The 24364-nt window shown below is 52.9% G+C and carries 31 protein-coding genes; 5 read left to right on the top strand and 26 right to left on the bottom strand.

The features are described from left to right. Positions 1-130: 130 nt before the first annotated feature. The 21 genes from ACI1P1_RS12930 to ACI1P1_RS12830 all read right to left on the bottom strand — a co-directional run bounded on the left by ACI1P1_RS12930 (position 131) and on the right by ACI1P1_RS12830 (position 16076). Positions 131-931 (bottom strand): DUF1906 domain-containing protein, encoded by an 801-nt coding sequence (locus tag ACI1P1_RS12930; RefSeq protein WP_416216802.1) that lies wholly within the window; start codon positions 929-931, stop codon positions 131-133. A gap of 1 nt (position 932) precedes the next feature. Beyond that, positions 933-1295, bottom strand: a complete 363-nt coding sequence (locus ACI1P1_RS12925) for a phage holin (RefSeq protein WP_416216801.1) — start codon at positions 1293-1295, stop codon at positions 933-935. 32 nt (positions 1296-1327) lie between these two features. Then, positions 1328-1636, bottom strand: a complete 309-nt coding sequence (locus ACI1P1_RS12920; RefSeq protein WP_416216800.1) for a hypothetical protein — start codon at positions 1634-1636, stop codon at positions 1328-1330. A 293-nt stretch (positions 1637-1929) separates the two neighbouring features. After that, complete coding sequence (locus ACI1P1_RS12915) at positions 1930-2055, bottom strand: XkdX family protein (protein ID WP_416216799.1); 126 nt, start codon at positions 2053-2055, stop codon at positions 1930-1932. Beyond that, the gene (locus tag ACI1P1_RS12910) at positions 2056-2409 is read right to left on the bottom strand and encodes a hypothetical protein (RefSeq protein ID WP_416216798.1); all 354 of its coding nucleotides are present in this window, start codon (positions 2407-2409) and stop codon (positions 2056-2058) included. Positions 2410-2423: 14 nt separating this feature from the next. Continuing rightward, complete coding sequence (locus tag ACI1P1_RS12905) at positions 2424-4430, bottom strand: pyocin knob domain-containing protein (RefSeq protein WP_416216797.1); 2007 nt, start codon at positions 4428-4430, stop codon at positions 2424-2426. 5 nt (positions 4431-4435) lie between these two features. Further along, entirely contained in the window at positions 4436-5062 is a 627-nt protein-coding gene (locus ACI1P1_RS12900) for a putative phage tail protein (protein WP_416216796.1), read from the bottom strand. Beyond that, positions 5062-5670 (bottom strand): hyaluronate lyase N-terminal domain-containing protein, encoded by a 609-nt coding sequence (locus ACI1P1_RS12895; protein WP_416216795.1) that lies wholly within the window; start codon positions 5668-5670, stop codon positions 5062-5064. The genes ACI1P1_RS12900 and ACI1P1_RS12895 overlap by 1 nt, the downstream gene beginning before the upstream one ends. A gap of 16 nt (positions 5671-5686) precedes the next feature. Further along, entirely contained in the window at positions 5687-6712 is a 1026-nt protein-coding gene (locus ACI1P1_RS12890; RefSeq protein WP_416216794.1) for a DUF2793 domain-containing protein, read from the bottom strand. Between the two features lie 3 nt (positions 6713-6715). Further along, a complete protein-coding gene (locus tag ACI1P1_RS12885) occupies positions 6716-7129 on the bottom strand; it encodes a phosphoglucomutase (RefSeq protein WP_416216793.1) in 414 nt (137 codons plus the stop codon). 1 nt (position 7130) lies between these two features. Continuing rightward, positions 7131-8174: a baseplate J/gp47 family protein gene (locus tag ACI1P1_RS12880; protein WP_416216792.1), complete on the bottom strand. Its 1044-nt coding sequence runs from the start codon at positions 8172-8174 to the stop codon at positions 7131-7133. After that, positions 8161-8565: a DUF2634 domain-containing protein gene (locus ACI1P1_RS12875; protein ID WP_416216791.1), complete on the bottom strand. Its 405-nt coding sequence runs from the start codon at positions 8563-8565 to the stop codon at positions 8161-8163. The genes ACI1P1_RS12880 and ACI1P1_RS12875 overlap by 14 nt, the downstream gene beginning before the upstream one ends. Next, complete coding sequence (locus ACI1P1_RS12870) at positions 8562-8885, bottom strand: DUF2577 domain-containing protein (protein ID WP_416216790.1); 324 nt, start codon at positions 8883-8885, stop codon at positions 8562-8564. Before ACI1P1_RS12870 ends, ACI1P1_RS12875 begins: the two co-directional genes overlap by 4 nt. Before the next feature lie 15 nt (positions 8886-8900). Continuing rightward, on the bottom strand, positions 8901-9869 hold the full coding sequence (locus tag ACI1P1_RS12865) for an XkdQ/YqbQ family protein (RefSeq protein WP_416216789.1): 969 nt from the start codon (positions 9867-9869) through the stop codon (positions 8901-8903). Then, on the bottom strand, positions 9866-10567 hold the full coding sequence (locus ACI1P1_RS12860) for a LysM peptidoglycan-binding domain-containing protein (RefSeq protein WP_416216788.1): 702 nt from the start codon (positions 10565-10567) through the stop codon (positions 9866-9868). Before ACI1P1_RS12860 ends, ACI1P1_RS12865 begins: the two co-directional genes overlap by 4 nt. Next, on the bottom strand, positions 10564-12960 hold the full coding sequence (locus tag ACI1P1_RS12855) for a phage tail family protein (protein ID WP_416216787.1): 2397 nt from the start codon (positions 12958-12960) through the stop codon (positions 10564-10566). Before ACI1P1_RS12855 ends, ACI1P1_RS12860 begins: the two co-directional genes overlap by 4 nt. 260 nt (positions 12961-13220) lie before the next feature. Further along, complete coding sequence (locus ACI1P1_RS12850; RefSeq protein ID WP_416216786.1) at positions 13221-13643, bottom strand: phage tail assembly chaperone; 423 nt, start codon at positions 13641-13643, stop codon at positions 13221-13223. Positions 13644-13657: 14 nt separating this feature from the next. After that, on the bottom strand, positions 13658-14128 hold the full coding sequence (locus ACI1P1_RS12845; protein WP_416216785.1) for a phage tail tube protein: 471 nt from the start codon (positions 14126-14128) through the stop codon (positions 13658-13660). A gap of 20 nt (positions 14129-14148) precedes the next feature. Beyond that, positions 14149-15465, bottom strand: a complete 1317-nt coding sequence (locus ACI1P1_RS12840) for a phage tail sheath family protein (RefSeq protein WP_416216784.1) — start codon at positions 15463-15465, stop codon at positions 14149-14151. Then, positions 15466-15651 carry a hypothetical protein gene (locus ACI1P1_RS12835; protein WP_416216783.1) on the bottom strand — a complete coding sequence of 62 codons (186 nt, stop codon included), beginning with the start codon at positions 15649-15651 and terminating at the stop codon, positions 15466-15468. After that, entirely contained in the window at positions 15648-16076 is a 429-nt protein-coding gene (locus ACI1P1_RS12830) for a phage tail terminator family protein (RefSeq protein ID WP_416216782.1), read from the bottom strand. Before ACI1P1_RS12830 ends, ACI1P1_RS12835 begins: the two co-directional genes overlap by 4 nt. 148 nt (positions 16077-16224) lie before the next feature. Between ACI1P1_RS12830 and ACI1P1_RS12825 the strand changes: the two genes are divergently transcribed. Continuing rightward, a complete protein-coding gene (locus ACI1P1_RS12825) occupies positions 16225-16419 on the top strand; it encodes a hypothetical protein (RefSeq protein ID WP_416216781.1) in 195 nt (64 codons plus the stop codon). A gap of 206 nt (positions 16420-16625) precedes the next feature. Here ACI1P1_RS12825 and ACI1P1_RS12820 read toward each other — a convergent pair whose 3' ends face one another. After that, a complete protein-coding gene (locus ACI1P1_RS12820) occupies positions 16626-17012 on the bottom strand; it encodes a hypothetical protein (protein ID WP_416216780.1) in 387 nt (128 codons plus the stop codon). A gap of 303 nt (positions 17013-17315) precedes the next feature. Here ACI1P1_RS12820 and ACI1P1_RS12815 point away from each other — a divergent pair, with 303 nt between their 5' ends. The 3 genes from ACI1P1_RS12815 to ACI1P1_RS12805 all read left to right on the top strand — a co-directional run bounded on the left by ACI1P1_RS12815 (position 17316) and on the right by ACI1P1_RS12805 (position 19476). After that, on the top strand, positions 17316-17702 hold the full coding sequence (locus ACI1P1_RS12815) for a helix-turn-helix domain-containing protein (RefSeq protein WP_416216779.1): 387 nt from the start codon (positions 17316-17318) through the stop codon (positions 17700-17702). Between the two features lie 7 nt (positions 17703-17709). Beyond that, positions 17710-18183, top strand: a complete 474-nt coding sequence (locus tag ACI1P1_RS12810; RefSeq protein ID WP_416216778.1) for an ImmA/IrrE family metallo-endopeptidase — start codon at positions 17710-17712, stop codon at positions 18181-18183. A gap of 165 nt (positions 18184-18348) precedes the next feature. Further along, positions 18349-19476 carry a GGDEF domain-containing protein gene (locus ACI1P1_RS12805; protein WP_416216777.1) on the top strand — a complete coding sequence of 376 codons (1128 nt, stop codon included), beginning with the start codon at positions 18349-18351 and terminating at the stop codon, positions 19474-19476. A 110-nt stretch (positions 19477-19586) separates the two neighbouring features. On the opposite strand, the gene ACI1P1_RS12800 is transcribed toward ACI1P1_RS12805, so the two are convergent. Then, positions 19587-20978 (bottom strand): MATE family efflux transporter, encoded by a 1392-nt coding sequence (locus ACI1P1_RS12800; protein WP_416216776.1) that lies wholly within the window; start codon positions 20976-20978, stop codon positions 19587-19589. 299 nt (positions 20979-21277) lie between these two features. Here ACI1P1_RS12800 and ACI1P1_RS12795 point away from each other — a divergent pair, with 299 nt between their 5' ends. Beyond that, complete coding sequence (locus tag ACI1P1_RS12795; protein WP_416216775.1) at positions 21278-21697, top strand: VOC family protein; 420 nt, start codon at positions 21278-21280, stop codon at positions 21695-21697. A gap of 88 nt (positions 21698-21785) precedes the next feature. Here ACI1P1_RS12795 and ACI1P1_RS12790 read toward each other — a convergent pair whose 3' ends face one another. The 3 genes from ACI1P1_RS12790 to ACI1P1_RS12780 all read right to left on the bottom strand — a co-directional run bounded on the left by ACI1P1_RS12790 (position 21786) and on the right by ACI1P1_RS12780 (position 24228). Continuing rightward, positions 21786-22085: a hypothetical protein gene (locus ACI1P1_RS12790; RefSeq protein WP_416216774.1), complete on the bottom strand. Its 300-nt coding sequence runs from the start codon at positions 22083-22085 to the stop codon at positions 21786-21788. Positions 22086-22165: 80 nt separating this feature from the next. Beyond that, a complete protein-coding gene (locus tag ACI1P1_RS12785) occupies positions 22166-22984 on the bottom strand; it encodes a nitroreductase family protein (protein WP_416216773.1) in 819 nt (272 codons plus the stop codon). Between the two features lie 44 nt (positions 22985-23028). Then, positions 23029-24228, bottom strand: a complete 1200-nt coding sequence (locus tag ACI1P1_RS12780; RefSeq protein ID WP_416216772.1) for a YecA family protein — start codon at positions 24226-24228, stop codon at positions 23029-23031. Positions 24229-24364 lie beyond the last annotated feature (136 nt).

Below are 24364 nucleotides of genomic sequence, written 5' to 3'. Positions count from 1 at the left end.
CCTCCTATGTGTATTCCCTTGTCTGATTAACAGCCTTGGAAGCCGTTAACAAATAATGGTTCGCGCTCATTGGAGGAACTCCTCTTAAAAAATAGAAAAAATTGTTGAATTTTGGTGAATAAACATATTTTTACTCGATTAATATCCCTGAAGCAGCTCTCAGTTCATTCGCCAGATGATGCTGCCAATCCCGCAGCCCCTTCCACGCCTCCGCGTCTGCGGAACGTCCCTCTTGCTCCGCCTTGACCCGTTCCTTCTCACATTCGGTCCAGTGCTTTTTTAGAAAGCTGTCGATAATATTGGCCGCCACCTCTTTACTAAGCTGCGGCGCTGCTGGTTTAACCGCCATCCCTACTCGCCACCCTCCAGCATCCCCGTTGGACTCACAGCGATCAATGCCGATGCCGTTGACGGAGATGTCATTTTCATATTGGTAGATGCTGTTTTGCGGGAATACCTGCCCGCGGCTCCAGGCATAGGTTTGCATCAGCTTTTGGGTGACCCCGCGTTGGTACATCGCTTTGCAAACCGCATAAGAGCCGTAGATGCCCAACTCATACCCGTTGATCTCCGCATCAAATGCCCGCATATAAGCTTCAATCCGGTCATAGTCCGCTGCCTGCGCATCATAATCCACCGCTGCATAAATGGCGCTGCCCTCCGGCTGGCCAACTTGTTTGGCGTAGGTCAACGCTTGTTTGCCGTCAGCTTGCCCCGCGATAGCACCTTCCCTGGAGCGGTTGGCCGTGCGCTCGTACAGGGAGACCATGTGCAACCCCGCCTCGGAAATATCCTTGGCCTCCACGGCCGAAAGCGCCTTCCAGCTGGTTGGATGATCCAGATACCTCCCCACAAAAATAAAACCCTGTGCGGCAAACGCCTGGGCTTTCTCGGCTGTTAACCGGGTGGCGGTATCAAAGCCTTTTGCCATCTTAAGCAGCCCCCCGGTTCTTCACGTCCAGCTCCTGCCAGGCTTTTTGGACGGCGGCGGTTACATCCTCTGCCGACAGACCAATCTTGTCCAGTCGCAGCCGGTCGAGCACGTAGCGCACCGCCTCGTTAAGCTTATGGTTTCCGTCCTCCGTAGCATATTGATGCTCCACCCAAGCGTAAGCTTCCCCCGCCAGCTTATGCAGCAGTTCCCGCTGGGCGGCGCTTGTCCTTGCGGAGAGCCATGCCTCCACCTTGACGCGGAGTCGAGCGATCAGGGCCAAAATGAGCATGGCCAAAAGGCTAATAATGGCGGTTGCGATGGTTTCCAGATAAGGTTGGGCGATTTCGATAATGTTGTCCATAATGATATATCCTCCTTGGAGGACGGCTGTGATTAGCCGCCCATCAGTTTAATTAATAAGGTGGCGCTGGCAATGCCGGTGCCCACCATAGTGACCGTTAGCCCGATCAGCCAGCGCTGGGCGGCCTGCATATCATTCAGGCGGTGATGAGCGGAGCGTGAGGCGTTGGAGGTGTCCGTCACCAGCTTCTCCAGCACCTCCAGCCGCCGGGAATGATCCGTCAGCTCCCGCATCAGCGTCACCACCTCCCGCAGTTGCAACCGGACCTCGGTCATCTCCTTGACCGTATCCTTCAGCTCCTCACACGGCGCCGACGCCATGGGACAGTCTTTTTGTGTCATATTTGTTTGTACATCTCCTTTCAATCCTTTAAGCACCAATGTATGTTACAAAAACTCTCACACACCAGCCTAAAGGAAACATAGCAACTAGATTGGTACACTAATTACTCCTATGCATCTGCTCCACATTTACTGAACAGCACATTAATCAACTCCAAAATGGATGACTTCGATGCCTAAGTCAGCAATAGTAAAAGCTTAGTTTGGGTGGCAACCTATTATCTAGTTACTTTCTCTCTTTACCTATCTATGCATATAATAAGTCCCCGGCTTATCACCAGGGACTTACCACTTTACTCTCCCAGAATCTCTTTTGCCTGCGCTGCTGTAATCTTGCCAGCGGTGACAAACACCTGTAACTGCTCCTTCTTGTATCGTCCGGTATCATAATAACGTTTTATCAAGGTAAACCAATCCATCTAAAGTACCCCCTTATCGACTAAAACAAAAAGCAGGTCCGCATTGGCCTGCTCCATTTGGTCAAATTTATTTTTGTTTTGGGCTAGTTCTAGGGCTACTTCGATGTTTTCCGCTACCATTTGGGCTATAAGTTTGGCCGCAGTTGGTGTGGGATCAGAGACAGTAGGCATTGCTTCATAGGTAATATCTTGGGTACGGGGATTAATCTTTACCCGGTGATTCTCAGGAATGTTTTCCAGCTCAGGTGGTAATTTGTCCACAAAGAAATGTGGAAGCTGAATTTCATCCTCCTCGGTAAGGTACTCATTGGTTCCGATCACGTACCCCGAATAATCGTAGAGAACAGCAATCATGGAGAAATCCCTCCTTAGATAATATTATATTTTATCTGCATATTTCTTAAGGCACAGTTCGCGCCTCCGTTGGGGCAAGTAGTAAAGACATAAATCGGAACCCCACTTTGTACACTTATGGTCAATTCTCCGTAAGTATAAGAAGTGTTAATCGTCTGTACTGTTCCAAGTACAGTATATGGGAATGTCACATGCCCATATTCTCCTTGGTAAGCTTGACCATAGGCTATATAAGTACCCAATGGAGTTCGATAATCGAACAGCCCGAGCCCATATGCTGGTGATTCCATGGAACCCCCATACCCTCCATAACCATCGCTTATGAATTGACTTTTGCTCCTGGGCGCCCACACACGGAATCCACCGTAATTATAAATAGTATTGTCATCACTATCCGTCGAGGTTCCTGCTCCCCTGACTTCCCCGGCGATAACAACCTCTCCGGTAAAGCGGGGTACGAATTTATAAACCAACAATCCAAAAGCACTGCTTCTGTAAATATTTGAGTACTCCGTTAAGTTTTGCTCTCGGACAGTATTACTCGCTACGTATGTTCCACCCCTCATTGGATTCCACTCCCCCCATACTCCTCCAGAACATGTCCGGTTATAAATCATAGTAGTACCATACTCATAGGCCACTTGGGTTATCCACGATGGATCGTGGGTAATTACTTGATAAAAAAACCATGCAGCCGGATTTCCTGGAGATACTGGAGGCCGATTATTGGTTGCATCGCCACGGTAAAACCCAGTAGTCTTAAGGTTATTTACATCGAACCCACTGGAGAGTGATATTGCGGAACCATCGTCACCAGTCACTTTAGGTGTCTGTATGTTGGAAATGTGTACTCCGTCAACCGTATCCGCATCCAGACCGCTGCCAGTTCCGTCATTTTCAGCTGTCCACACTTTCACCCAGGATGTCCATGTATCGGCATTTATTTTTCTTCTTATCCACATAGCTCCATATCCGGTTTGATAGGCCGTTTGGAAACACCAGTTGTCTACTCCGTTATAGGTATCCCCACCGTTAACTTTGGTGATGCAAATACCATATCCATTCACATTTTCTGGACGGTTGGCGGTTCCAGGTCCCCATGAGTAAACTCCAACTTTGATTGCATTGTTCAAATCTCCTCCTGCATCCTTACCAGCTAGCATCTCGAGAGCGTCATTAACGCGAGTCTGCGCTGCATTGGCCGCACTCTGCGCCGCCGCAGCAGCCGTCACTCCCGCACTCCCTCGATCATAAGCATCCTTCACCGCTTTAGGCGTAGCTGCCAACACCTCAGATGTGCTGTTGACCACACTCGACAGCTGCACCTTTCCCTTAACGGTCAAGCTGGCATCCGGAATGGTTGCGCCGGACACGGCCGTGTCCACATACCCCTTGTTTGCAATATCAGCCGCCACAGCCGGCGCCACTACCTGCGCCCGACCTACCGAATCACGTGCCATCAGGGTGCTGACAGTTGGGGCCGCTGTTGCCCCATGCGCAGTGCTACCCAATGCTGCATGAGTGTTCAAACTGCTCTGTACCGCATCCACTGTATCCTTCCGTGCAATATCTGCCGCCGCCGAAGGGGCTGCCACCTGAGCCCGACCAGAGGTATCCCGCTTCATCAGGGTGCTGGCCGTACCCGCATTCGTTGCGGCGTCCAAAATGGTCTTGATTGCTGCAATAGTCATCCCCGGGAGGGTCCGCCAGGTGGCTCCGCCTGTGATAGCCTTGATCATGTTGGCCAACCACCCGAAGAGGATGGTTGGGGTGCCACTGTCGCCCGTAGGCGCTGTGCTATCGCTTACCGTGCGGCTGCCGATCACCGTATCCGTGGCAGCTCCTGCCGCCAGGCCGCTGCTCCCGATCTTGGGACCATCACCTGCTGTCCCTGTGTGACCGTGACCGGAGGATGCCCCGAATTTTCCGTCCAAGGCATCCGCATTACCATTAAGATCAGCTATGTCCACTACATCTGTGCTGTCCGGCTTTTTCAGGCCTAAGTTATTCGTTGTCTGCACGTTCTTCACTCTCCTCCATAAGTCTTCAACTGATTCCAGGTCATTGATTTGGCCTTTTCCCAGGTTAGCCTGTAATTCTTCAATGTCTCCCAGATGACGTAACGGTACTCGAAGGTGTACGACACATGAGCCGGCTTAATTTGGTTCAGCAGCTTCATGAACTCCGCCAGATTGGGCGGAATGCCCAAAAAGCCGATGAACCGGATGACAAACCGGTACTCGGCCGGGTACTCCAGCACCTCTACTTCACCACCAGAGAAGGCGGCCGCAGTTTCCATCAGCATCTGTTTGGTAACCGTCCCGGTCCCCCGGAGTTTGGCCAAAATCTGCTTGCGCCGACGTTCCGCCGGTTTGCTCGGGTCTACATTCAGAGCCAGCTCCTGCTCCCAACGGCTAAGTCCCCATGTGGCGGAACCGACAAAATACTGGTCCAATACATCGCTAATGCCGTCACGCAGCGCCCCGATCTCTCCAGCCGCCGATTCTTGCAATACCACCATAGTGCCGCCAGGCACCCGGTAGTATTCCGGCAGATACCGGAGCAGATCCGGAACATACGGCTCCGTTCCTCCCTGATTCTCAGCATCCAGGCTATAACCCAACACCCCGTATTGCGAGCTTCCGTATGCCATTACGCATCACCCCGCAGTTGAGCCCAGGTAAGCGGCCCTTTGGGCATAACGGTGGCGGTATCGGCTATCTGCCTCCAGGGCAGCCAAACATCCGAATTGAACAAGGCGTACCGGTACCGGGTCGGGCTATCCTGGTTATACGGATACAAATATTGCACAGCCGCCATATTGGAGTAGCCTTTCACTGTCATGACGGTGCAGTATTGGACTCCGTCAAAACGATTAGTAGGACTATTGCTGAAAAATACCGTCAGCCCCCGGTCGTAGGTTGAAGGCAATGCGTCCGCCTGCTTCCAGTTGTCGCTTTTTACACTCAGCGCGTCGTGGGTATGCGCCGACGGCGCAAACGTCCCCGGCTTCCCCGTCACCCCCGCCCACGGGACGGCGTCCGCCACCTCGGCCGCATCTACCTTGCCGTTGTTATTGGTGTCGTAGATGCCCTTCAGCATGTCCCCGGTGCTCTGGGCTGCGACCAAGAGCACATTCCCGGTAGCAGTGCCGATATAGAGCTTGCTGGTATCCGTACAATACCCCAGCTCCCCTGCGGCCAGCGTGCCGATGGAGGACTCTGCGCCGCGCCGCACTTGAATTAATACTTTTCTGGCCATGCCGCCGCCTCCCTTCTTAGAAAGTCCCTCCATCAATGACGGCGACCATCAGCCGGTTTCCATTGGCCGTATCATAAACGATGCTGTCCGCATCGATGCTTGCCTCAATGCCGGTGGCATTGACCACAATGCCCTTGCCCGGCTTTGCGGAAACCGTATCCGCCGCCACATCAATACCGTAGCCCGCCCCTACATGCAGAGCCACCGTATCCGCCTGGCCGCCACCCGTCAGACCGTTGCCTGCAGTGACAGTTTGAAGCGCGCCGCCGCTGCGGGCCCAGATAGTGCCATTCCAGGTATATTGTTTGGCCTCATCGTCTACAATGGCAGTCATACCCACGGTCGGCACCACAAAAATCCAAGCCGAACCAGACCACTCCGCAATCTGCCCGGCTTTGCCCGCCCACGTTCCCGTAGGAGACGCAGCAACAATATACCGGTCTCCGGCTGCTGGGGACGCAGGAGGTGCCGCCAGGTTCTGATCCTTGACGCTATCCTGATACTCCTGTCCCGCCCGGGCCAAATCCAATTCGTTCTTAATCTTCTGCGCACTCCACAAATCTGTGCCGCCCACACCGGTGTCGTTAATGACGCGGTGCTTGGTGGCATCATCAATATGGGTTTTGATTTCCGCTGCCGTTTTGGTATTGGTACCGTCGGACACCCTGCTAACATGCCCGCCGGTGAGATCCGCCTTCAGCACTTTCCCATAGGTACTGCCATCCGCCACATTGTCCAGAGTCCCGGTCAAGTCCGCCAGCCCGATGGCATTGATCCGCACCCACTGGGTTCCATCGTCCAGGTACAGATAGGCATTATTCGTGCCGCCACCGGTGACAAAATAGTACCGTCCTGCCACAGCCGCACTGGGCCGGGAGGCGTAAGGCCCCATCATTACCCGGCCGACGAACAAATTCGCCGTTCCGTCCCCGATATATACTTCCTTGGTATCCGTGCAAAAACCCATTTCCCCGGCCAAAAGAGCGCCTCTGGCTACCAGCTCCGCCCTAGTGCCCCTCCGGACCTTAATCGTCTGAGCCATCCATCATTCCCCCTCATTAAATAATCCGCCATCCACCAGCCCAACCGTTTTGTACCGGTCCAACTCCGCCTGCGTGGCCATCAAGGCCTCCTGCAGCGCATTCACATCATCCGCCTCCACCTGGTCCCCCGGTGTTTCGTAGCTCACAAATACCACCGCCGCCTCAGCAAAAATGCGGATGCGTCTGCGCCAAGGTGTCTCCGCAGGCGTGGACAGAGTCCATGCGATTATTTCCTGGCCGGTGAGCTTGGGGCCGGTGAAGACCTTCACCGTGCTGTTTATTGCATTGTCATGGGCCAATAAACCCTCATATGCGCCATCTGCCAGCTGAACCTGCTCGTCGATGACATACACGCCGCCGTCCTGCTTTTTGTTCAGCTTTTCCACAAATACGTCCTGCTGTTCGGGATATGCCATGCTACACCCCCAGCTCCACAGTGCCGGCCACAGGCACCTGGTTATCCGCCAGCACCACATTGGCCGTGCCCCCGTTAACGGTCAGCGCCGTATAATCCAGCACACCGTAAGTGCCCAGGAGCAGCGTCCCAATTTTGGCAAAGCTGACATAAGTTGCAGCAAACGCCACACCCCGCAGATAATCCGCCAGCGCAGCATGGAAGCTGTCCTGGATCGCCTGGAGCGTGTAGCCCATAGCCGGCACAATGGTGGCTTTTACGTGGATGCTCAAGCCCGCTGCCGAAACCACTGTCACCGCCACACAAACTGGACGGACCGTTTCAATATATGCTGCCGCAGCTTCCACCAACGCGGGTGAAGCCGGCTCCCGGTCCGTATCCACAATGCTGACCTTCACCGTGCCGGGTCCATTCCACTGCTCCGTCACCTTGGCCGCGCCCACTCCCGTCACCGAGGTAACCCATTGGATATAGTGGGAGGCATTGCCGCTGGTGGCAGGCTGCCGGACCTTCTGCAGAATACGCTCCCGCAGCTGTTCATCCTTCTCCTGATCTTCCCCGGGCAACAGCACATCCGTCAATTCGGCGCTGGCCAGTCCGGCCACGTAGGAGATGGGCAGCAGCTTCCCCAAAGCGCGGTTTCCCGTTTCCCCCGCCGCCTCGCATTCCAATACAAACTGTCCCGCCGCTAAACGTCGTACCGCCACAAAGGTCAGGGAATCGCAGGAATACCTGCTTCCCAAGGGCACATCCAGGGCTTGACCCGCCGTATTCCAAAATACTCCCTTACGCAGCGCCTTGGAGGCTTGTTTTCGTTCCACACCGACTTCCGATCCGCGCCGGTCCAAAAACTCGCCGCTGGACGTATCCCCGAAACCCAGCCGCAAGGCCGCATCCAGGGAAATGTAAGCCTGAGCCAGCTCGGCCGCCGCCGGAGCCAGGGCGTCATGGATAATGCTGCCCTCCCGCTTATCCTCCGTATCCGGCACCTGGGCCAGCATCCGGGCTAAAATCGCCGAATAAGTCTGATGCTCATACAATCGCATTCACCTCCTGGTCGAATGTCCCGGCGGAGCTTTCCACCGTGAACCGTACCGTCATGCTGTCTCCTGTTTGTTCAAACTGAAAATCCCGTACATTCTGAATCCGCGCATCCTGCAGCAGCGCCTCGGCAATCCGGCGGCGCAGCTCAGACTGGGCATAGGCAGGGCTTTGACCCATCAAGTTCTTCAGCTCCACCCCGTAGTCGAAGCTGTAGGCCATATACGCGTACCGCTCCGTCTGCAGGATTTTGAAAACCGCCTGCTTCACTGCTTCCAGACCGTCGATTTTTCCGGCTATACGTCCGGTTTCCGCATCCAGCCTCCAGGTCCGGGAGGGTTGGACCGTGGTTCTGCTGGGCAAAGCGGTGGTTAACTGTCCTCCGGTTGGAATCATAACACCGCCACCTTATCCATAATGAGAAACTGCTGCCCGCCCTGCACCCGCAGAAGAATGACCTTATCCCCTGCTTCCAGCCCCGGACGGATCACCACAGGGGTAGCCAGGCCTTGCCCGCCGGAACCATGGGTATGGCTCAGGTCCAGCTCCAGCCGGGTTAACGAATCGGGCACAATCAAAAAATCCGCATCCAGGATAAAACGCTGATCCACGTTTACCTGCAGCGGATTGCCGGATATTACCTCACCAAACAAAACGGCCATGGGCTTGCCGGCTTCCATTCCGGTCAAGGCCGCTTGCCGTATGGCATTCAACATGCTGCCTCACCTGCCTTAGATTACTTTTAACGTTAATGACATGGTATGGTCATCGCCTTCGAAGCTGTGCTTCGCCTCATCCACCAGCATGGGCAGATTCAGTCCCAGTGCGTCAATCACCACTGGAACATACACTCCCGCACGGACCCGGATATCCCCGATGGCGTCCACCTTCAGGGATTTGCTCTCCCGGTTTTTCAATTGGGCCAGCTGATCCAGCATGTCCTTGATCTGGGCTTCGTTTTTCTTTTCGTCCACACTTTGGTACAGCTGAAGCACACCCCACTTGGCTATGTTAGCGCTGTCCTCCACCATATGGACCTCCCGCCTGCCGGTTTGTTTGTTATCCTTGTACAGCTTGATCCGGTTGTAGGTATCCGAATCAATATCTGCAGAATAGTCGTATCCGGTCATGAGACTGCCGTCGCCGATATAGAAATCCGTCTTCAGGTTATCCACCAGCCGCAGAGACAGCCCGCCATAATCATCAAAAAACACATAATGCCGCTGTGTGGAAACCAGTGTCAGTGTAATGGCCTTTTCGATGATGTCCAGCAGGGTTTGCCCGTCCTCCACCATGGATTCTATGGCAAAGCCCGTATCCTCCAACGTCCCCGTTTGCAGCTTGAAGTCCGCAGCCAGCTGGGAGATAATCTCCGAAGCCGTTTGCCCCTTAAAAATATATAAGGCCTTGGACAGCAGGTACCGGACTTGGTCGTAAGCCTTCACGGAGACCTCTCCGTCCGGGTTATGGCCGATAGAAAACACATAGCCGTAGAAAAAACCGGCTCCCTCCTTAAACACCCGGACAATATCCCCGTTGCGGATGGCGAAGCTGTCGGATTGGTAGAATCCATTGCGCAGAAGGGAAAATTCAATGCTGGCCGGGCGGCCCGTCCGGGTGGTGGACCAGGATAAACCGGAGACAATCTCCGACAGGTTCCACATGTTGCCGTCCTTGTTATCTAATTGGATGGTAATCATGGGGTGACCCCCTCCGGTCCCTTCAGCAGATCCTTATTGGGCAGCTGCAAAATTTGGCCGGGAAAGAGTTTTTCTACTGCCGCATCGGTCAGATTGTTAAGCCTCTTAATTTCGGCATGATAATCCGGCTTTCCGTATACCTTCTGGCTGATGTTGGACAATGTTTCCTTCTCTTCCGTCACCGCATAAAAGGGCTGGAAGCTCCGGTCAATAGCGCGGGGCGGCTCCAACTGCTGCACCTGGCCGTCCATCACCGTTGCCCTGCGGGCTGCATAAAAGCGGTACTCCTTGAGGCTCAGGCTGATTTGGATATCCCCGCTTTCGCCAGCTGTTTCGGACCAATCGAAGCTTTCGATGGACGCCGGTGTATTGATCTGCAAGCTCGGACCGGTGTAGACAAAACGGATGGGATGCCGGGTCTGCCGCCATTTTTCGATGAGGTCCACGTAATACCGGGGTTCGTAATAATAACGTGCAGTAATAAACGGATAGGGATTTCCGGCAGCAGGCAAAATCGCCTCAAAGGAATACTCCGCCAATCCGGGGGACTTGATGACATTAATCTGGCCAAGGCCATAAACCTCATAACCGGAGCCCTCTCCTTTCCCGGTAACCTCGATTTTGCCGGGCAGAACAGGAAGCTCGAAGACCTCCTCCTGATTATTAAACGACAGCCATAAACCATAGGCATAACTCATGTCCCATACACCCCCTGGGCGCTGCTGACAATCTGCTCCGTAAGCACCTGCTCAATGCGGGCCACGATGCTGTTAATGTCCGACTCCTGACGGATATCCCCCGTCTGCACATTCACACTGGGCGTCATCTGCACAAAGTTCTGGATATTCTTCATCTCCGCCAGCTCCCGCATAGTCGCCAGATCCTCCCCGCTCACCTCGACAGTATCGTTGATGGAGCCGACTTCCTCCACCTTTTTGATGTTATCGATAGGAGGAATGGCGTCACCATACTTGGAATCCAGATTGAAGGGGTTCTTCATGGATCTCAACCCGTCCATAAGCTTTTCGCCTTTATTGAAGCCATTGTCGAATGCGTCAGCAAGATTTTCGAACTGCATTTTTTCGTTTGAAAGATCGACTACATCTTTTGTAGTTGTTGGCTTTAGCTCTTCCAGCCATTTATCTACTTCCACTTCAGGAATCAATGGGACCTTTATTCCAATTTTCTCCGCCGCTTTAAGTAATACATTTAATTTATCTACTATCCCATTAATCACACTTCCAAAGAAACCGGCAACATTCTGAGCTAAATCATAAACTAGCTTTTTAATGGCATACACAGGGTCTTTAAATACATTCAAAAGGAATTCCTTAAGAGAAATAAGGATGTTCCAAAAATAAGCAACACTATTCTTTATATAAGCAAAGAATGTATAAAATACACCCGTTATAAACCCGACAATCTGGCCAGCAGATACTCCTAACTTTATAAGAATAAAAAGTAAGAGTGCTATGGCACCGATGATGAGAAAAATGGGTAGATTGGCCATGAACCATGCCCCAGCTTGGGTTAATATCGGCGGAATCATTGCGAACAAAGGAGGAAGTACGTTCCATAAAGCAACAACCAGTCCACTGGCTATTAAGCCTGCTATAAGGGGAAGATTAGCACCCAAAAATCCAAGTACCCCCATAAAGCCCTCTGCCAGCCATGAAACCAACGTTACGATGACATAAAGTCCTTTACCGAAGAACGTAAAGAAAGGAGTGAATTTACCGGAATCAAAAGCCTCCGTAATCATAGAAATCAAGGGCCCAAAAGCCTCCAACCCCATTTGACCAACTAAGCCCAAACTAAATTGGAAGCTGTTCACAGCTTTTTCCCACTGGGCCGCTGGAGATTTCATCATGCCTTCGAATGCCTGCTCCGTCATATTGCGTTTGTTCAACAGTTCATCCATGCCCTTAATGAATCCATCGATGTCCCCTGCCTTACCTGCTTTAAGTGCAGCGCTGGCTTCCACCGAGGATTCGCCCATACCGAAGTCGTCAACCATGGAAGACGATTCCCCTTTAAAAAGATCCATCATGGAAGAAGCTGCACCATCCAGGCCTTTTTCAGGATTCATCTGTGCCAACCGCATCGCCAGCTTGTTCATTTCGGCAATTTTGCTAGGGTCCATCGTAGTATTGGTGAAAGATAAGGCACTAGACAAGGCGTCCTCAGGCTTTTGTCCATATTGAAGGGCCTGTTTGGCAACCTTATCATAAATGGCACCGCCAAGTTGAGCATTGCCAGCACGGGCAATAAAAGCACCTTTGGTTTGCTGCTGCTTCATACCCGCACCCATAGTTGAAGATATAACGGACTTCGCATTATCCAAGTTCATAAATCCGGGCATTTTAAGCTTGTTGCTACTATTCTTTTGCCAAGACTCTTTCATACTGCTTCCAAACCTTGATAGAATACCAGGTTTATCATTGGGATTTGACTTGCTGCTAAACTTACTTCCTGTTGCCTTTTTACGTTTAGACTGGCTGCCTTTATTTTTTTCCGAATTTAACCTTTTACTTGCGTTACTTTCAGATCCCATTTTAAAGTTTGAAAAAGCATTCTTAATCTTTGGCGGAACTATTTTGCTTATTGTATCGCTGATTTTTAGTTTTCCAAGGCTTTTATTCAACTGTTCTTGTAGTTCCCAAATGGGAAACGTAAGTTTGATGAAACTAGCATCCAGCGCACTCTTTAGTTTCTCACCAATGCTTGGGGCTGATTTTTTTCCCCGAGAGTTTCGGCCATTTTTGCCACCCTTGGACTTATCAGCTTTTCCGTTCTTTTTTTCTGTTACTTGCTCCAACAATCGGTCAGGAACTTTCAAATCCTTAAGCTCACCGGATAACTTAAGCTTCAGGAGTTTATCTGGCGTACTTAATTCAGTTAACTCACCGGTCAGCTCCAGCTTCAATAGATCTTCTGCGATTTTCAGTTCGGTCAGTTCACCGATCATTTTGAGCTTTAGGAATTCTTCCGGCACTTTGAGCTTCGTTAGCTCACCAGTCAACTCAAGCTTCGTGATCCGGTTGAGAGCTTTAGTGACTTGATCAAAGCGCTTGGTCAGCTTCTCAAACATCTTAACGGCCTTGGCTGTGGTATTCAGGACATTCACCGCCTTTCTTCAGAAAATCAAAGACACTCCCGCGATGGAAGTGTCTTTGGGTTATTTTCTCTTCATCCGCGCCGCTTCCTTCTTCTCCTGCTTGACGCGGATGTCGATCATGGCGTAGATGGCGGCCCGCTCCCGCCGGGACATGGCCATGAGCTCATGGGGCAGGATGCGCAGCTTGTGGAGGGCATAATAGGCGTAGTTGGTTTCGCCGTCGCCCTCCTCGATCAGTTTTTTACTTCTTCCACCAATTCGTTCATGTCGGCGTCAAAGCCGTTCAGCTCCTGAACCTTCTGCACCAGATTGGCATATTCGCCGGGAAGCAGCATCTTGTGCAGCAGGGCCTCCGCCCCCATCACCCCATAGGATTTTTGGAGCTCGGCATTCTTCAAATCCGGGAAGGTGACACTGGCGGTGACCAGCTTGGCCAGATATTCGGCAGAGTCCGTCTCCATGGAATATTGGCCGTTTCTTCCCTTCACTCGGCGGGTGGCAGCCTTGCGGATGGACTCATTCTCCTCCTCGGTCATGCTGCTGACCACCCACGGGATGGGCTTGCCGCCTTTGTTCAGAAACCGGGGGGATACCACGATCTCTTCGGTCACAGAAGCGGTGACGTTCTGGGCATAAAATGCGCTCAAATCACTCATTCAAACATTCCTCCTTAATTTCCGCCTGTAAGCTTACTGAAATGTTGCGAGATTTCATAATCGTTGAAGGTGAACGGCATTTCCTCTTCCATCATATCGTCGCTGCCTGCATCGAATTGGGCGGCGCTGATGCTGTCCAGGTTACATCCCTTCAAAACCGTGGTTTGGCTGCCGGCAGAAGAATCGGGCTGCGCATTGACCACCATCAGGTCGAACCAGAAGTCCTTGCCGGTCTTCACATATTCCCGCATGAGCTGGCGGAATCTGCTGGTTACATAGTAGACGGTGAGGGTGCCGGAGCCGGACCAGCCGGCGGAGCGTTTGGGGGTATTGGTTTTGCCGAGAACAGGCACGTCCACCTTGTTCTTTTCAATGGTAGCCTCCAGGCTTTTGGCGTAGAACAGTTCCTCCTGCTGGCCGTCAATGGTGATGAAGGCTTTGGCTTGTTTGCCGCTGATGGCATCGGTTTCCTTAAAATAAGCCATATGGTCTCATTCCTTTCGAATTAGGATACGGTAATGGTGAGATAGAGTTTTTCCATGCTGTCCACCGGCTGCACATACAGCTCGGAGACAACAGCGTCCAGGTCGGCGCCTTCGCTGACGGTCAGGTCCTTTTGGGCATCGAAATTCTGGATGGCTTCGATACCCTGCAGGGTTTCCAAATAGGTGGAATACTCGTTCTTCAGCAGATTGCGGCCGTCCGCATTGTTGCTGATCTTCCCGGTGTAGAAGTCGGCGAAAATCTGCCGGAAGTCGTTGTTGATGCCGTCCAGTACACGGAGCACCCGGTTTTTGGCAAAGGCCTTGCCCTTCTCCGGACTAAAGGTATGCAGGGTGTTAATGTCCTGCTCCACAACAGCCTTGCCGCCGGAGCCTGTAAACACCAGCTCACCTGCCTGCAGCGCCGCAATAATCTGGCTGTTGGTATATTTGGGCGTCACATCCACCGCATCATCATAAGCCGCGTAAGTCAGGGACTGGTTCATTTGTGCTCCGGCCGTTGCGCCGGCTACCCATGCCACAGCCTGGGCGGCGGTCAGTACCGTGCGGTCGGTGAGGATAACGCCGTTTTTGACGGAAATAACTCCTTCATAGTCGGCCGCCGGGTAATTTTCCACCACTACCTGAATCTTCTTGCCCTCGTCTTCACGGAGACGTTTGACGAAGGAGACGAATACCGCCTTGGTGGCCGCATCCGTAGCAGGCAAACCGATGGTGTTCACCTCCAGCACTTCAATGGCGCTGAGATAGTCCAGATATTCCTGGGCGGTTACGGTGCCGTTGGCACCGCCGATCAGAGGAGCGCCGGCAGTGGCCGCCAAAGCGCCAGTACCTGTCCAGACCACCCACTCGTTAGCCTTCAGCGCGCCGATGTTGGCTACGGTTTGCTTGTCCATTTCCACTCCTGCCAAAAGGGTCGTAACATCGAACAGGGTGGCATTATCCACGTTCACGGCAATGCGCACGGTAAGGTCATTGCCCCGGACACCGCCATACTTGGCTGTTGCAGTCAGGTTGCCGCTTACCACGGAAGCTTTGGTGCCGGTGTTCAAGCGGTACAGCAGCAGGGTTTTGGCCCGCTTCAGAGCTTCCCTTACCAACAGCAGAGACGGGTCCGAAATGGGATACCCCAGCTTCACGCTGACATCCTCACCGGCTTCCACAGTAATGACCTGCTTGGCGGGTCCCCAGGACAGGATCAGGGGCAGGCTCACAATGCCGCGGTCTCCGGCAGCCCCCAAAGCCTGGGCCGCGCTTTTGATATTGATATAGGCGCCGGGGCGCACCTTATTTTGGGTCGTCCATGTTCCTCCAGCCATCTATTCCACGCTCCTCTTCACATATTCCTCAATCTCGGTTCTGGCTTGAGCCAGCGTATACTCCTGCCCATCGGCCAGAAGCGCCTGCAGCACATCCTTCTCCAGGGCGGTAAAACCCTTGGACGACAAAATCTGCTCTTTGCCGAAGGCCAGCGTCTCACTCTGTGTTTTGGCTTCCTTGCTCATTTGATCCCCTCCATATGGTCCAGCTTCTGCATCACCGGGTCCTCCGGCGTTTGCAGAGCGGCCACAAATTGGTACGTTACATAAAACAGCAGTGTGCCCTCCGCCATTTCAAAGCGGATGTCCCGCCCCGCGAGAGGTCTTCCGGACAGGCTTATCTGGTACAGCTCCAGAGCCAGCTGCTCGGCCATGGCGTACATATCTGCGTTTGGTGAGCTGCCGCTTGGTTTGTACCGGACGGCAACGGAAATACCGCGCCGGAACCGCCGTCCCATCTCCTGGGTATGGGTCCCCTCCGGCAATGTGACATACAAGTGGGGCGGATTCTCCGGCTGCTCCGGCTCCTCTCCCGCCACCGGAATCTCCGGAAAGGCAGCCTGGAGGGTTTGGACCACTGCGTTGTGCACATCCAAAAATGTACCCTGCATCCTCATCACTTCCTGCTATCTGGTTCAAGCTGTGCCCCGCACCAGGGGCAGGGATGGTTCCCGTCTCCTGACCACCGGTCCGCAGCAGCAGGATCCGGTTATCTGCCTCCAGCGTTCCAAGCCGCTGCCGCAGTATCAGATTGTCCGTATGCAGTTCTTCAAGCTGTTGCATCAGCGTTTGTTGGCATCTGGTTATATGGTCCAGGCCGGTTTTCAGTTGTTTTTTCGCTTGCGCCAGCTTGTTGTACTGCAGTTTCGGAACAAAATACTGCGGCAGCGCCTTGCCCGCCTTGCCGATGACCGCATCCGCTTGGGTGTCATTCAAGCCTTGCTCTTGCAATAAAACACGAAGCCATTTCATACCTGCTTCAGCCTCCATAGATGGTTATAGCTGCTCTCCAGCTGCGGGAGCGGGCCGTAATGCTCCGGCCAACGAGCGTGGGCGTCAAGGTTAAGGAAGTATCTATCCCTTGATCACCTTGCCATTTTCATTCATTTCTTCTAATCTCTGGCATGATATAACTATAACACCGATTTTTTTCCCGTGGACTACAACATGCATTTCTGCTGGGCCACCTCGTACAAAAAACGTCTCCGCCAACGTCGGTACGTCTCCGGACTGGCATCCATAGGACAGGTTTCATCCATGGTAATGGCCATCACGCCCTTCCGGTATTCCGCCGGAATGGCCGCCAGGGCCTGCTCAATGGCATCGCAGCGCTGCTGCAGCGCCTCCCGGCGGATGGCCTTGTTCACTGTGGAGTCGCTGATTCCCGAACCGCGGGGCATCCCATCCGGCGCTCCGGGAGAAGAATGGAGAATATCCCGCATCTCCTCCTTCAAGCGGTCATAGTCGCGCACGGCGTACAAACATTGCATATATACATTATGAGGTAGCTGGTAAGGGTTCTTTTTCTTGGGCTGGTAGTTGCGCATCAGGAATCTCTCCTTTGTTCGGGTGTAAAAGATAAGGATATCTTTGCGGTTTCTTATATGAAACCATCTTGCAAAAAAATGCGCCTCTACAGGCGGTTTCTCTAATGACTTGTCCGTTCCTATGATTAAACATATCGACAGTTTCTTTTAAGAAACCTATATTCCTATTTTACGCCCAGAGGGTTTCTTTGTCAATAACTTTACCGGCTTTACGGTTGCGAATTTGAAACCATTATTGTATAGTTTTGGAGTATAGGGATAGTCTGTCCGCAACCCGCGGCGCTATAGCCGGAGGCTGGAAGAGTGAGGGAGAGTACAATGAAAACCACGGGGAACATCATCAGAGAGCTGCGGCTCAAAAAGGGACTTTCGCAGGAGGAGCTGGCCGAGGGGCTGAACCGCCGTTTTGGCTCCAGTGTCAATAAGGGAATGGTCTCCAAGTGGGAAAATGAGATCAGCGAACCCCGCCTGGATGCCGTGCGGCAATTGGCCGAGTTTTTCCATGTGTCAGTGGATTACCTCATCGGTTCCCTGGAGCAGCCGTCCCCGGGCGAGCAACCCGACATTTCTGAGGACCAAATCCTGACCATTGCCGCTCACCAGGTAGGCCATGAAGGGCCTCTAACCCCCGAGCAGATGGACAAAATCAAACTTGCCATGCGGATTGCACTGGCCAAGGAAGAGAAGTGACGACCGATTGGCGCCTTACGACTCTTTAAAGAAGGAATCGCCTGTTTATATCGATGACCAATCCGACCTGCCCGAGGGCATCAAGGGTTTATATATTGAAACCGGCCATACCCAAATGATTCTCCTGAACAAAAACCTCCCCGTCCAAGTGGAGAAACGCTGTGTACTCGCTGAGGAGTTGGGCCACTACTATACCACCTTCGGCAATATTACCGACCAGACGGATGTCCGCAACCGCAAACACGAAAAACGGGCGCGGAACTGGGCCTACGAAAAGCTCGTCCCTCTGGACAAGCTAATAGCCGCCTCCCGGCTGGGCATCCGCAACCGCTACGAGCTGGCCGAGTATTTGGAGATCACGGAGCCTTTTTTGGAGGAGGCCCTTTTGCATTTTAGGGAAAAATATGGATTATACGCCGCTTTCGAGAATTATTTCATATATTTTGATCCGCTGGGTGTATTGGAGAGGTTTGAACCTTAATTGTTACAATTTTGTGGACAAAATCGGATTCTGGAAAATCCGTCAATAGATATTCTTTCCTGCCTGCTCCTTCCTTGTGCCCCGTCCGCGCTTATGGTACGCTGAAAACAAAATAAACCCCGAATAAAAATGCGGATGCTTTTGCCCGAATGAAAGGTGAATCGCTTGAACCTGAAGGCCCGACTCCACTTGTATGAAGCCGACAACCCGCGCCATAAGCATTGGATTCACCGCTTTCTGGGAATTTACTGGCTGGTGATCGCTTTGCACTTTTTCGCACAGTTAGGGGCATTCCTGTTTATCCCCGCATATGAGATCGGGACCCGGGAATTTTACCTTCGCATCCTGCTGTTTCCGCATCTGTTCATGAGCGCCTTCACCATAATTGCCTTTGCCATCTGCCGGTTCTGGCCCAGGCTTTCCTTCCATGCCTTGTCCGTTTGCGGGACCATCATCTCCACGGAGATTATTCACCTAAATGGCGATATCCGGATTATTTCCGCCGCGATGCTTCTCCCGATTATGGCTTCCGCCATCTTTTTCCGGCCGGATGTGACCTGGTTTACCGCGGGGCTTCAGGCTGTGGCGCTGCTGTTCCTGTACAGCACGGATTCCGGGTTCCGGCAGTTTCTGAACCCCTTTGACCTGATTGCCATTCCTCTGTTTCTTTTGGTGGGCACCTTGGTAATGGGGATTATTATCCAGAACGGCCGGGGGATTGCCGAGAATCTGGAGACTACCACCCTGGATAAGCAGGAGCTGATGGTCGAGAATGTGCTGATGACAACCATGGCCAAAACCGACGCGCTGACCGGCCTGTACAACCACATGTCCTTTCATGAGTTCTATGATAAAGCCATTGACTTCGGCGCCCAGGGATATACCTTCCACCTGGCGCTTCTGGATATTGACCACTTCAAGTCGGTCAATGACAAATTCGGCCACCGCACCGGCGATATTGTGCTGGCCCGGGTGGCGCAGGTGATTCGTGAGGCCATTGAGCCTACGGATATTGCAGCCCGCTACGGGGGTGAAGAGTTTGCCGTCTTGCTGTTCGAAAAAAGCTTCGAGCAGGCCTACGCCGTTATGGAAACGGTCCGGGAACGGCTGGCGGCGCTTCATCACGAAGAGCTGCACCATAAAGCGGTAACCATCAGCATCGGCCTGCGGAGCTTCAGCCGCTTCGACACTAAGGAAGCCATGTTCGAGGCCGCGGACGATCTGCTGTACCAGGCCAAACGGGCGGGCCGCAACCGGACGGTGGCGGCGGTTTCCGCCAAGGGCAACAGATAACTCCGTCATCTACAAAAAAAGACTGCACCTTCTTATGAGAAGGCAGCAGTCTCTTTCGCATTTGTATATTTGAGGATTGAATGCATATCTGCAGAGCGGTACGGCAGCACTTAATCGATCAACCGGTGGGCATACCACTTGGTTCCCCGGTAGCGCCACAGGAAGATAGCTCCCCGTACGCCCCATTCGCAGTTCATCGCCAGCCATACGCCGATGATGCCGTATCCCAGCATGATGCCGAGCACGTACCCCAACACTACCCGGAACAGCCACATGGTGAGCATGGCGATGATCGAGGTAAATTTGGAATCTCCGGCCGCCCGCAGCGCTGCAGGGGTAATGAAGCTGATGGACCAGAGCGGCACTTGGAATACAAAGTTGATCACCGTCAGGATAAAGAGATCATGCATAATTTCATCCGGCGGATTAAACAGGCTGACCAGCGGATAGAACAAAGGAAGCAGGATCAAGGCCATCAGCAGCAGGGACAAGGAGGACAGGAGAATAAAGGATTTGATAAACTTGCGCGCATCCTGTACATCCCGCCGCCCCATACATTGGCCTACGACGGTCACGATAGTCAACGACAAGGCCCCGGATGGAATTTGGGCCAAACCTGCAATGGTATTGCCAATGGCATTGGTAGCGATGGCATACGTTCCAAGGCTTACGATGAAGATCTGTGTCAGCAGCTTACCCCCGTTGAAGAACATTTGCTCCGCGGCGAAGGGCAGTCCGATAAACATGATCTTCTTCAGCATGGAAATCTGCAGCCGGAAAAAATCCGCAAGCCGCAGACCCAGCGTAGTCTCCATCCGCAACAGATAAAAGATAGCGCAGGCCGCACCGAGATACCGGGCGATGTTCACGGCAATGGTCATGCCGGTAACACCCATACCCAGCATGTGAATAAACACACCGTTCAACGCCACATAGGAGATGTTGGTGATCAGCGACAGAGCCAAGGATGCCCGGGTTTTGCCCGTTCCCCGGAGTACGCCGCAGACGGCCTGGACGATACCGGCCCCGCCGAAGGAAATGCCGCTGCCGATGAGATAGGTTCGGGCATTGTCCATTACATCAGGTTCGGCTGTGCCGAAGAGCAGATGCAGGATGGGATTATGGAAGGCCACCACAATTGCGCCTATTACCAGGGCCACCAGAGAAACGACGGTCACAGAGGAGGCCCCCGATCTGGAGACCATCGCATCATTGCCGCTGCCCTTGTATTGAGCCACCACCACGGTCCCGCCCGTTGCCAGTGCGATAAACACCTGCATCAGAAAGATATTCAGGGAATCTACCATATTCACCGCACTGATGGCGGCGACGCCGTAGGAGCTGACCATGGCGGTGTTGACCAAATTCAGCCCGATGACGAATAATTGGTCAATCAGGATCGGAATGAACAAGGATATAATCTGCCGGTAATCCATGGATTCCCCGGTAAAATACTTATCCAGGAGACCGGGCTTTTTGCCGGGTAACGCTTGCTGTCCCATGTCATCACATTCTTTTCTGCTTATAATGGTGAATTGGTCCTAATAAAGGAAAAAACTCTTCTCTAGTAAAGAAGAGCAGCGCCGGTTCAACGGGTAAACGGTAAACACCAGCCCAACTGCCGCGGACAATCCGCCGGTTAGGGCATACCTGATTGAGGATACACCGGTTCTACAGGTCTGTCAACGGAACTTTCAGGGAAATCCGAAGCGGCCTGGGATAATTCCGCCGTAGAATTGCCAATACTATGGAACGATAGTAAGATGAGGATGACTCTAAATAAGTTAAGGGAGCTGTGGATATGGCTATCAATCCTTATATCAACTTCAATGGGAATTGCCGGGAAGCTGTCGAATTCTATGCGGATGTTTTCGAGTCGGACAAGCCGGTATTTATGGCCTTCGGTGACGCCCCGGGGGACCCCTCCCACCCGATTCCGGAGGAAGCCAAACATCTGATTATGCACACCCAATTTTTCATTCACGGCACTCCCGTAATGTGCTCGGATGTATTCCCCGGCCACCCCTACATACAGGGCAATAACATTAGCATCTCGGTCGTAAGCAAGGAAACGGATGAAGTAAAACGTTATTTCGACAAGCTGAAGGTGGGTGGCACTGTTCATATGGAGCTGCAGGAAACCTTCTGGAGCAAGGCTTACGCCAATCTCACAGACAGATTCGGCATCGGCTGGCAGCTGAGCCAGGAGCAGCAGCACTAGACCTCCCAAGTATAGCCTCAACAAAAAAGCACACGGACGCCTGGAAGAAGCGTCGTGTGCTTATTAAATTTCGCGTTCCCACATCTTCCTATCTATATCTACCCTTGCGGGAGCTTGCCGAAACCAGAAGAAGGATTGCCGTGACCAGATGCAGCAGCCAGCCCAGAAAGGGAATCCACGCCAGCACGGATGTGATGATACCCATCACAGACCCGTATACCGGTTCCGATTCGTCCCTGGACATAATCAGGGTGAGAATATGCAGCACCAGCATAATCCCCAATGCCACATACACCGTCGACAGAACGATCAATCCTCCCAAAAAGGGAATGGCCAAAAGCAGCTCCAGTCCGCCTGAAACCCACCGCATCACCCGGGCATTCGACATATACAAGCCCCTCCATTCGTCAGCCTTTCATCCAATTTTTATCATATCATGCTGACAAGCTTGTTGGATATCCTGAACTATCACTTCCAGGAAATCTCCAGCGGGTTCCGGTCCACCAGGCGGGAATACCGGTACTTGGGATAACCGGCCATGATGGCACCTGCCAAATTCCTGCCCTCCGGCAACTCCAGCTCCCGGAGCAGCGGCTCATACCCGCTGAAGGCACAATGCTGGACGAAGCCGCCCCAGCAGGTGCCGAGTCCGAGGCTGGGAGCGTACAGCTCCGCATAAGCCAAGACAAATTCGGCGTTGCTTCTGCCCGTGTGCTGGGTCATTTTTGCCGGGGCCAAGGCCAGGATCAGGTGGGGTGCACCGCGCAGAATGGTATCCTTCCCCCGGCGGGCGGCCGCAATATGCAGCTTCAAATAGCTGAAGCCTCTTCCCCCGGATGCCTCCACCTGCTCCTCCATCCAGGCAATCACCGTTTGCCAGATCCGGTTCAGCCGCTCCGCACCGCTGATCACCTGAAAGGTAATTCCCTGGGTGTTGCTGGCAGTTGGCGCATACCGGGCAACATCGAGAAGCTCCGTCAGCTCCTCCCGCTTCACCGGCTCCTGCCGGTACACCCGCACGGAACGCCGGGAGCGAAGAAACTGCTTTGCCCCTTCCGCGTTCCACTGGAGCTCCTTGCGTACAGCTGTCTGCGCCGCCAATGGCGTAAGACTGTTATCCAGCGCCTCCGACGGGCAGGCTGCCACACAATGCCCGCAGGCAATGCAGCGTCCACCCTCGGCCTCCTGCGGCCCTTCATCATTCATGAGAATATAGTTCGCGGGACAAACCTCCTCGCAAACTCCACATACCATACATTTCTCCGCATCAACTGTAAGAACGCTCACCGTTATCCGCTTCCTCTCATTCCTAACTCTATACTTACGCTTACCTACTCTTTCACAACAGCTCCACAGCACTTCTTATGCTTTTTGCCGCTGCCGCAGGGACAAGGGTCATTGCGTCCCACCTTGGGCACTGCCGCATTCCGGGCGAAATCCGGCTTAACCATGGTCCCCATGGGGCGGGCAGCCAACAGAGCTGCCGGAGGGGTAAACAGGTTCCTCATTTCCACCGGAGTATACCCGCGGTTTGTCCAGAGCCTTGTGTTGTTGCGCAGCTCCACCAGAAGCGGAAGCAGGCCATCAATCTGCTGCTCGCTGAGCTCAATATCCAAATAAAGAAACTCGTCCAACAGCTCATCCAGCGGCGCCTCCATACTGCTAGCCAACCGGATATTGTCTGCGACTGTCTCTGCAAGCTCCCGGTCACGCACAATATGCCGGGATACATAGGTCTTCAGTTTTTCAAACTGAAGGGTGTTGGGGGTGTACAAGTTGTCGGCATAACGCAAAAACTCCGTTTTCGGAGGGATATAATAAGGTTTGTTCCGGCTTAACTCCAGCAGCTCCGCCAGTTCTTCCCTGGTATCGTCATCTTCAAAATAATTGCTGATCCAATAGTCTTCATAAATCAGATACTCCCGGTGCGGGTACATAAGCTTGAGTCCGGCCAAGGTCACTTCGTCATCAGTGGCGGCTTCTTTATTCTGATTATTAAATATCTCCAGCAGCTTGCTCCGTTCACAAGCCCCATACAGGTTTGCGGCAGCTGCGATATAATCCGTAATCAGGTGCTGGCGCTCCCATTTTGCCCAAAATTCTCGTAAATCCAAGCCCTCATAAACCTGACGGATTTCCTCCGGCAGCACAAGCGCAAGCTTATCCTCTTGCCAGAAGGTATAGATCAAACCTCCATTCTGCAGAATCGTGTATTGCGAAGGATAAAACTCATCGTTCTCCAGAACAGGCTGCTTCAGAAGACGCTCCCACAGCTCCCGTTCCGTACGGTTTATGACATCCATGGTTCGAAGTATAGCCTTTGGCTCCAGCAGAGCCTGACTTAAAGCGGCGGCCAGCTCCTCCTTGTTCATGCGGGATCGGCCGGCCACCTCCAGATCGGAGGCCAGCTGGGACAGCATCGTTTTCTTTTGAAGCGCCAGGCATTCCGCCAATGCCGTCCGCGGCTCCCCCGGAACAGCGTATTGTTTATTTAGTTTATCGAAGAATTTTTGATCAGTCGACTTCATCATTTCACTCCATCTATTTATATAATTACCTCTATTTTAAACCATCGCCCCCCACTTTGGTATGAAAAAAGAGCTTTCCGGCCTCGGACTGGTCCCGGAGCCCGACTTTGGTCGGGATAAACAACACATCCCGGGATGG

The organism is Paenibacillus mesotrionivorans (genome assembly GCF_046098205.1).
GTDB lineage: Bacteria > Bacillota > Bacilli > Paenibacillales > NBRC-103111 > Paenibacillus_AR > Paenibacillus_AR mesotrionivorans.
The sequence above is the reverse complement of the archived record's forward strand: the minus strand, read 5'-3'. Positions and strand labels throughout refer to the sequence as shown.

What these genes read in the sequence shown, in the direction of transcription:
- ACI1P1_RS12925 (WP_416216801.1), bottom strand. Translation starts at nt 1,295, where the DNA reads ATGGACAACATTATCGAAATCGCCCAACCTTATCTGGAAACCATCGCA.
- ACI1P1_RS12800 (WP_416216776.1), bottom strand. Translation starts at nt 20,978, where the DNA reads ATGGGACAGCAAGCGTTACCCGGCAAAAAGCCCGGTCTCCTGGATAAG.
- ACI1P1_RS12855 (WP_416216787.1), bottom strand. Translation starts at nt 12,960, where the DNA reads ATGTTTGAGAAGCTGACCAAGCGCTTTGATCAAGTCACTAAAGCTCTC.
- ACI1P1_RS12840 (WP_416216784.1), bottom strand. Translation starts at nt 15,465, where the DNA reads ATGGCTGGAGGAACATGGACGACCCAAAATAAGGTGCGCCCCGGCGCC.
- ACI1P1_RS12790 (WP_416216774.1), bottom strand. Translation starts at nt 22,085, where the DNA reads ATGTCGAATGCCCGGGTGATGCGGTGGGTTTCAGGCGGACTGGAGCTG.
- ACI1P1_RS12795 (WP_416216775.1), top strand. Translation starts at nt 21,278, where the DNA reads ATGGCTATCAATCCTTATATCAACTTCAATGGGAATTGCCGGGAAGCT.
- ACI1P1_RS12900 (WP_416216796.1), bottom strand. Translation starts at nt 5,062, where the DNA reads ATGGCATACGGAAGCTCGCAATACGGGGTGTTGGGTTATAGCCTGGAT.
- ACI1P1_RS12930 (WP_416216802.1), bottom strand. Translation starts at nt 931, where the DNA reads ATGGCAAAAGGCTTTGATACCGCCACCCGGTTAACAGCCGAGAAAGCC.
- ACI1P1_RS12875 (WP_416216791.1), bottom strand. Translation starts at nt 8,565, where the DNA reads ATGATTCCAACCGGAGGACAGTTAACCACCGCTTTGCCCAGCAGAACC.
- ACI1P1_RS12780 (WP_416216772.1), bottom strand. Translation starts at nt 24,228, where the DNA reads ATGATGAAGTCGACTGATCAAAAATTCTTCGATAAACTAAATAAACAA.
- ACI1P1_RS12885 (WP_416216793.1), bottom strand. Translation starts at nt 7,129, where the DNA reads ATGGCATATCCCGAACAGCAGGACGTATTTGTGGAAAAGCTGAACAAA.
- ACI1P1_RS12880 (WP_416216792.1), bottom strand. Translation starts at nt 8,174, where the DNA reads ATGCGATTGTATGAGCATCAGACTTATTCGGCGATTTTAGCCCGGATG.
- ACI1P1_RS12835 (WP_416216783.1), bottom strand. Translation starts at nt 15,651, where the DNA reads ATGAGCAAGGAAGCCAAAACACAGAGTGAGACGCTGGCCTTCGGCAAA.
- ACI1P1_RS12870 (WP_416216790.1), bottom strand. Translation starts at nt 8,885, where the DNA reads ATGTTGAATGCCATACGGCAAGCGGCCTTGACCGGAATGGAAGCCGGC.
- ACI1P1_RS12915 (WP_416216799.1), bottom strand. Translation starts at nt 2,055, where the DNA reads ATGGATTGGTTTACCTTGATAAAACGTTATTATGATACCGGACGATAC.
- ACI1P1_RS12920 (WP_416216800.1), bottom strand. Translation starts at nt 1,636, where the DNA reads ATGACACAAAAAGACTGTCCCATGGCGTCGGCGCCGTGTGAGGAGCTG.
- ACI1P1_RS12860 (WP_416216788.1), bottom strand. Translation starts at nt 10,567, where the DNA reads ATGAGTTATGCCTATGGTTTATGGCTGTCGTTTAATAATCAGGAGGAG.
- ACI1P1_RS12825 (WP_416216781.1), top strand. Translation starts at nt 16,225, where the DNA reads ATGCAGTTCTTCAAGCTGTTGCATCAGCGTTTGTTGGCATCTGGTTAT.
- ACI1P1_RS12845 (WP_416216785.1), bottom strand. Translation starts at nt 14,128, where the DNA reads ATGGCTTATTTTAAGGAAACCGATGCCATCAGCGGCAAACAAGCCAAA.
- ACI1P1_RS12895 (WP_416216795.1), bottom strand. Translation starts at nt 5,670, where the DNA reads ATGGCCAGAAAAGTATTAATTCAAGTGCGGCGCGGCGCAGAGTCCTCC.
- ACI1P1_RS12865 (WP_416216789.1), bottom strand. Translation starts at nt 9,869, where the DNA reads ATGATTACCATCCAATTAGATAACAAGGACGGCAACATGTGGAACCTG.
- ACI1P1_RS12910 (WP_416216798.1), bottom strand. Translation starts at nt 2,409, where the DNA reads ATGATTGCTGTTCTCTACGATTATTCGGGGTACGTGATCGGAACCAAT.
- ACI1P1_RS12890 (WP_416216794.1), bottom strand. Translation starts at nt 6,712, where the DNA reads ATGGCTCAGACGATTAAGGTCCGGAGGGGCACTAGGGCGGAGCTGGTA.
- ACI1P1_RS12820 (WP_416216780.1), bottom strand. Translation starts at nt 17,012, where the DNA reads ATGCGCAACTACCAGCCCAAGAAAAAGAACCCTTACCAGCTACCTCAT.
- ACI1P1_RS12830 (WP_416216782.1), bottom strand. Translation starts at nt 16,076, where the DNA reads ATGCAGGGTACATTTTTGGATGTGCACAACGCAGTGGTCCAAACCCTC.
- ACI1P1_RS12850 (WP_416216786.1), bottom strand. Translation starts at nt 13,643, where the DNA reads ATGAGTGATTTGAGCGCATTTTATGCCCAGAACGTCACCGCTTCTGTG.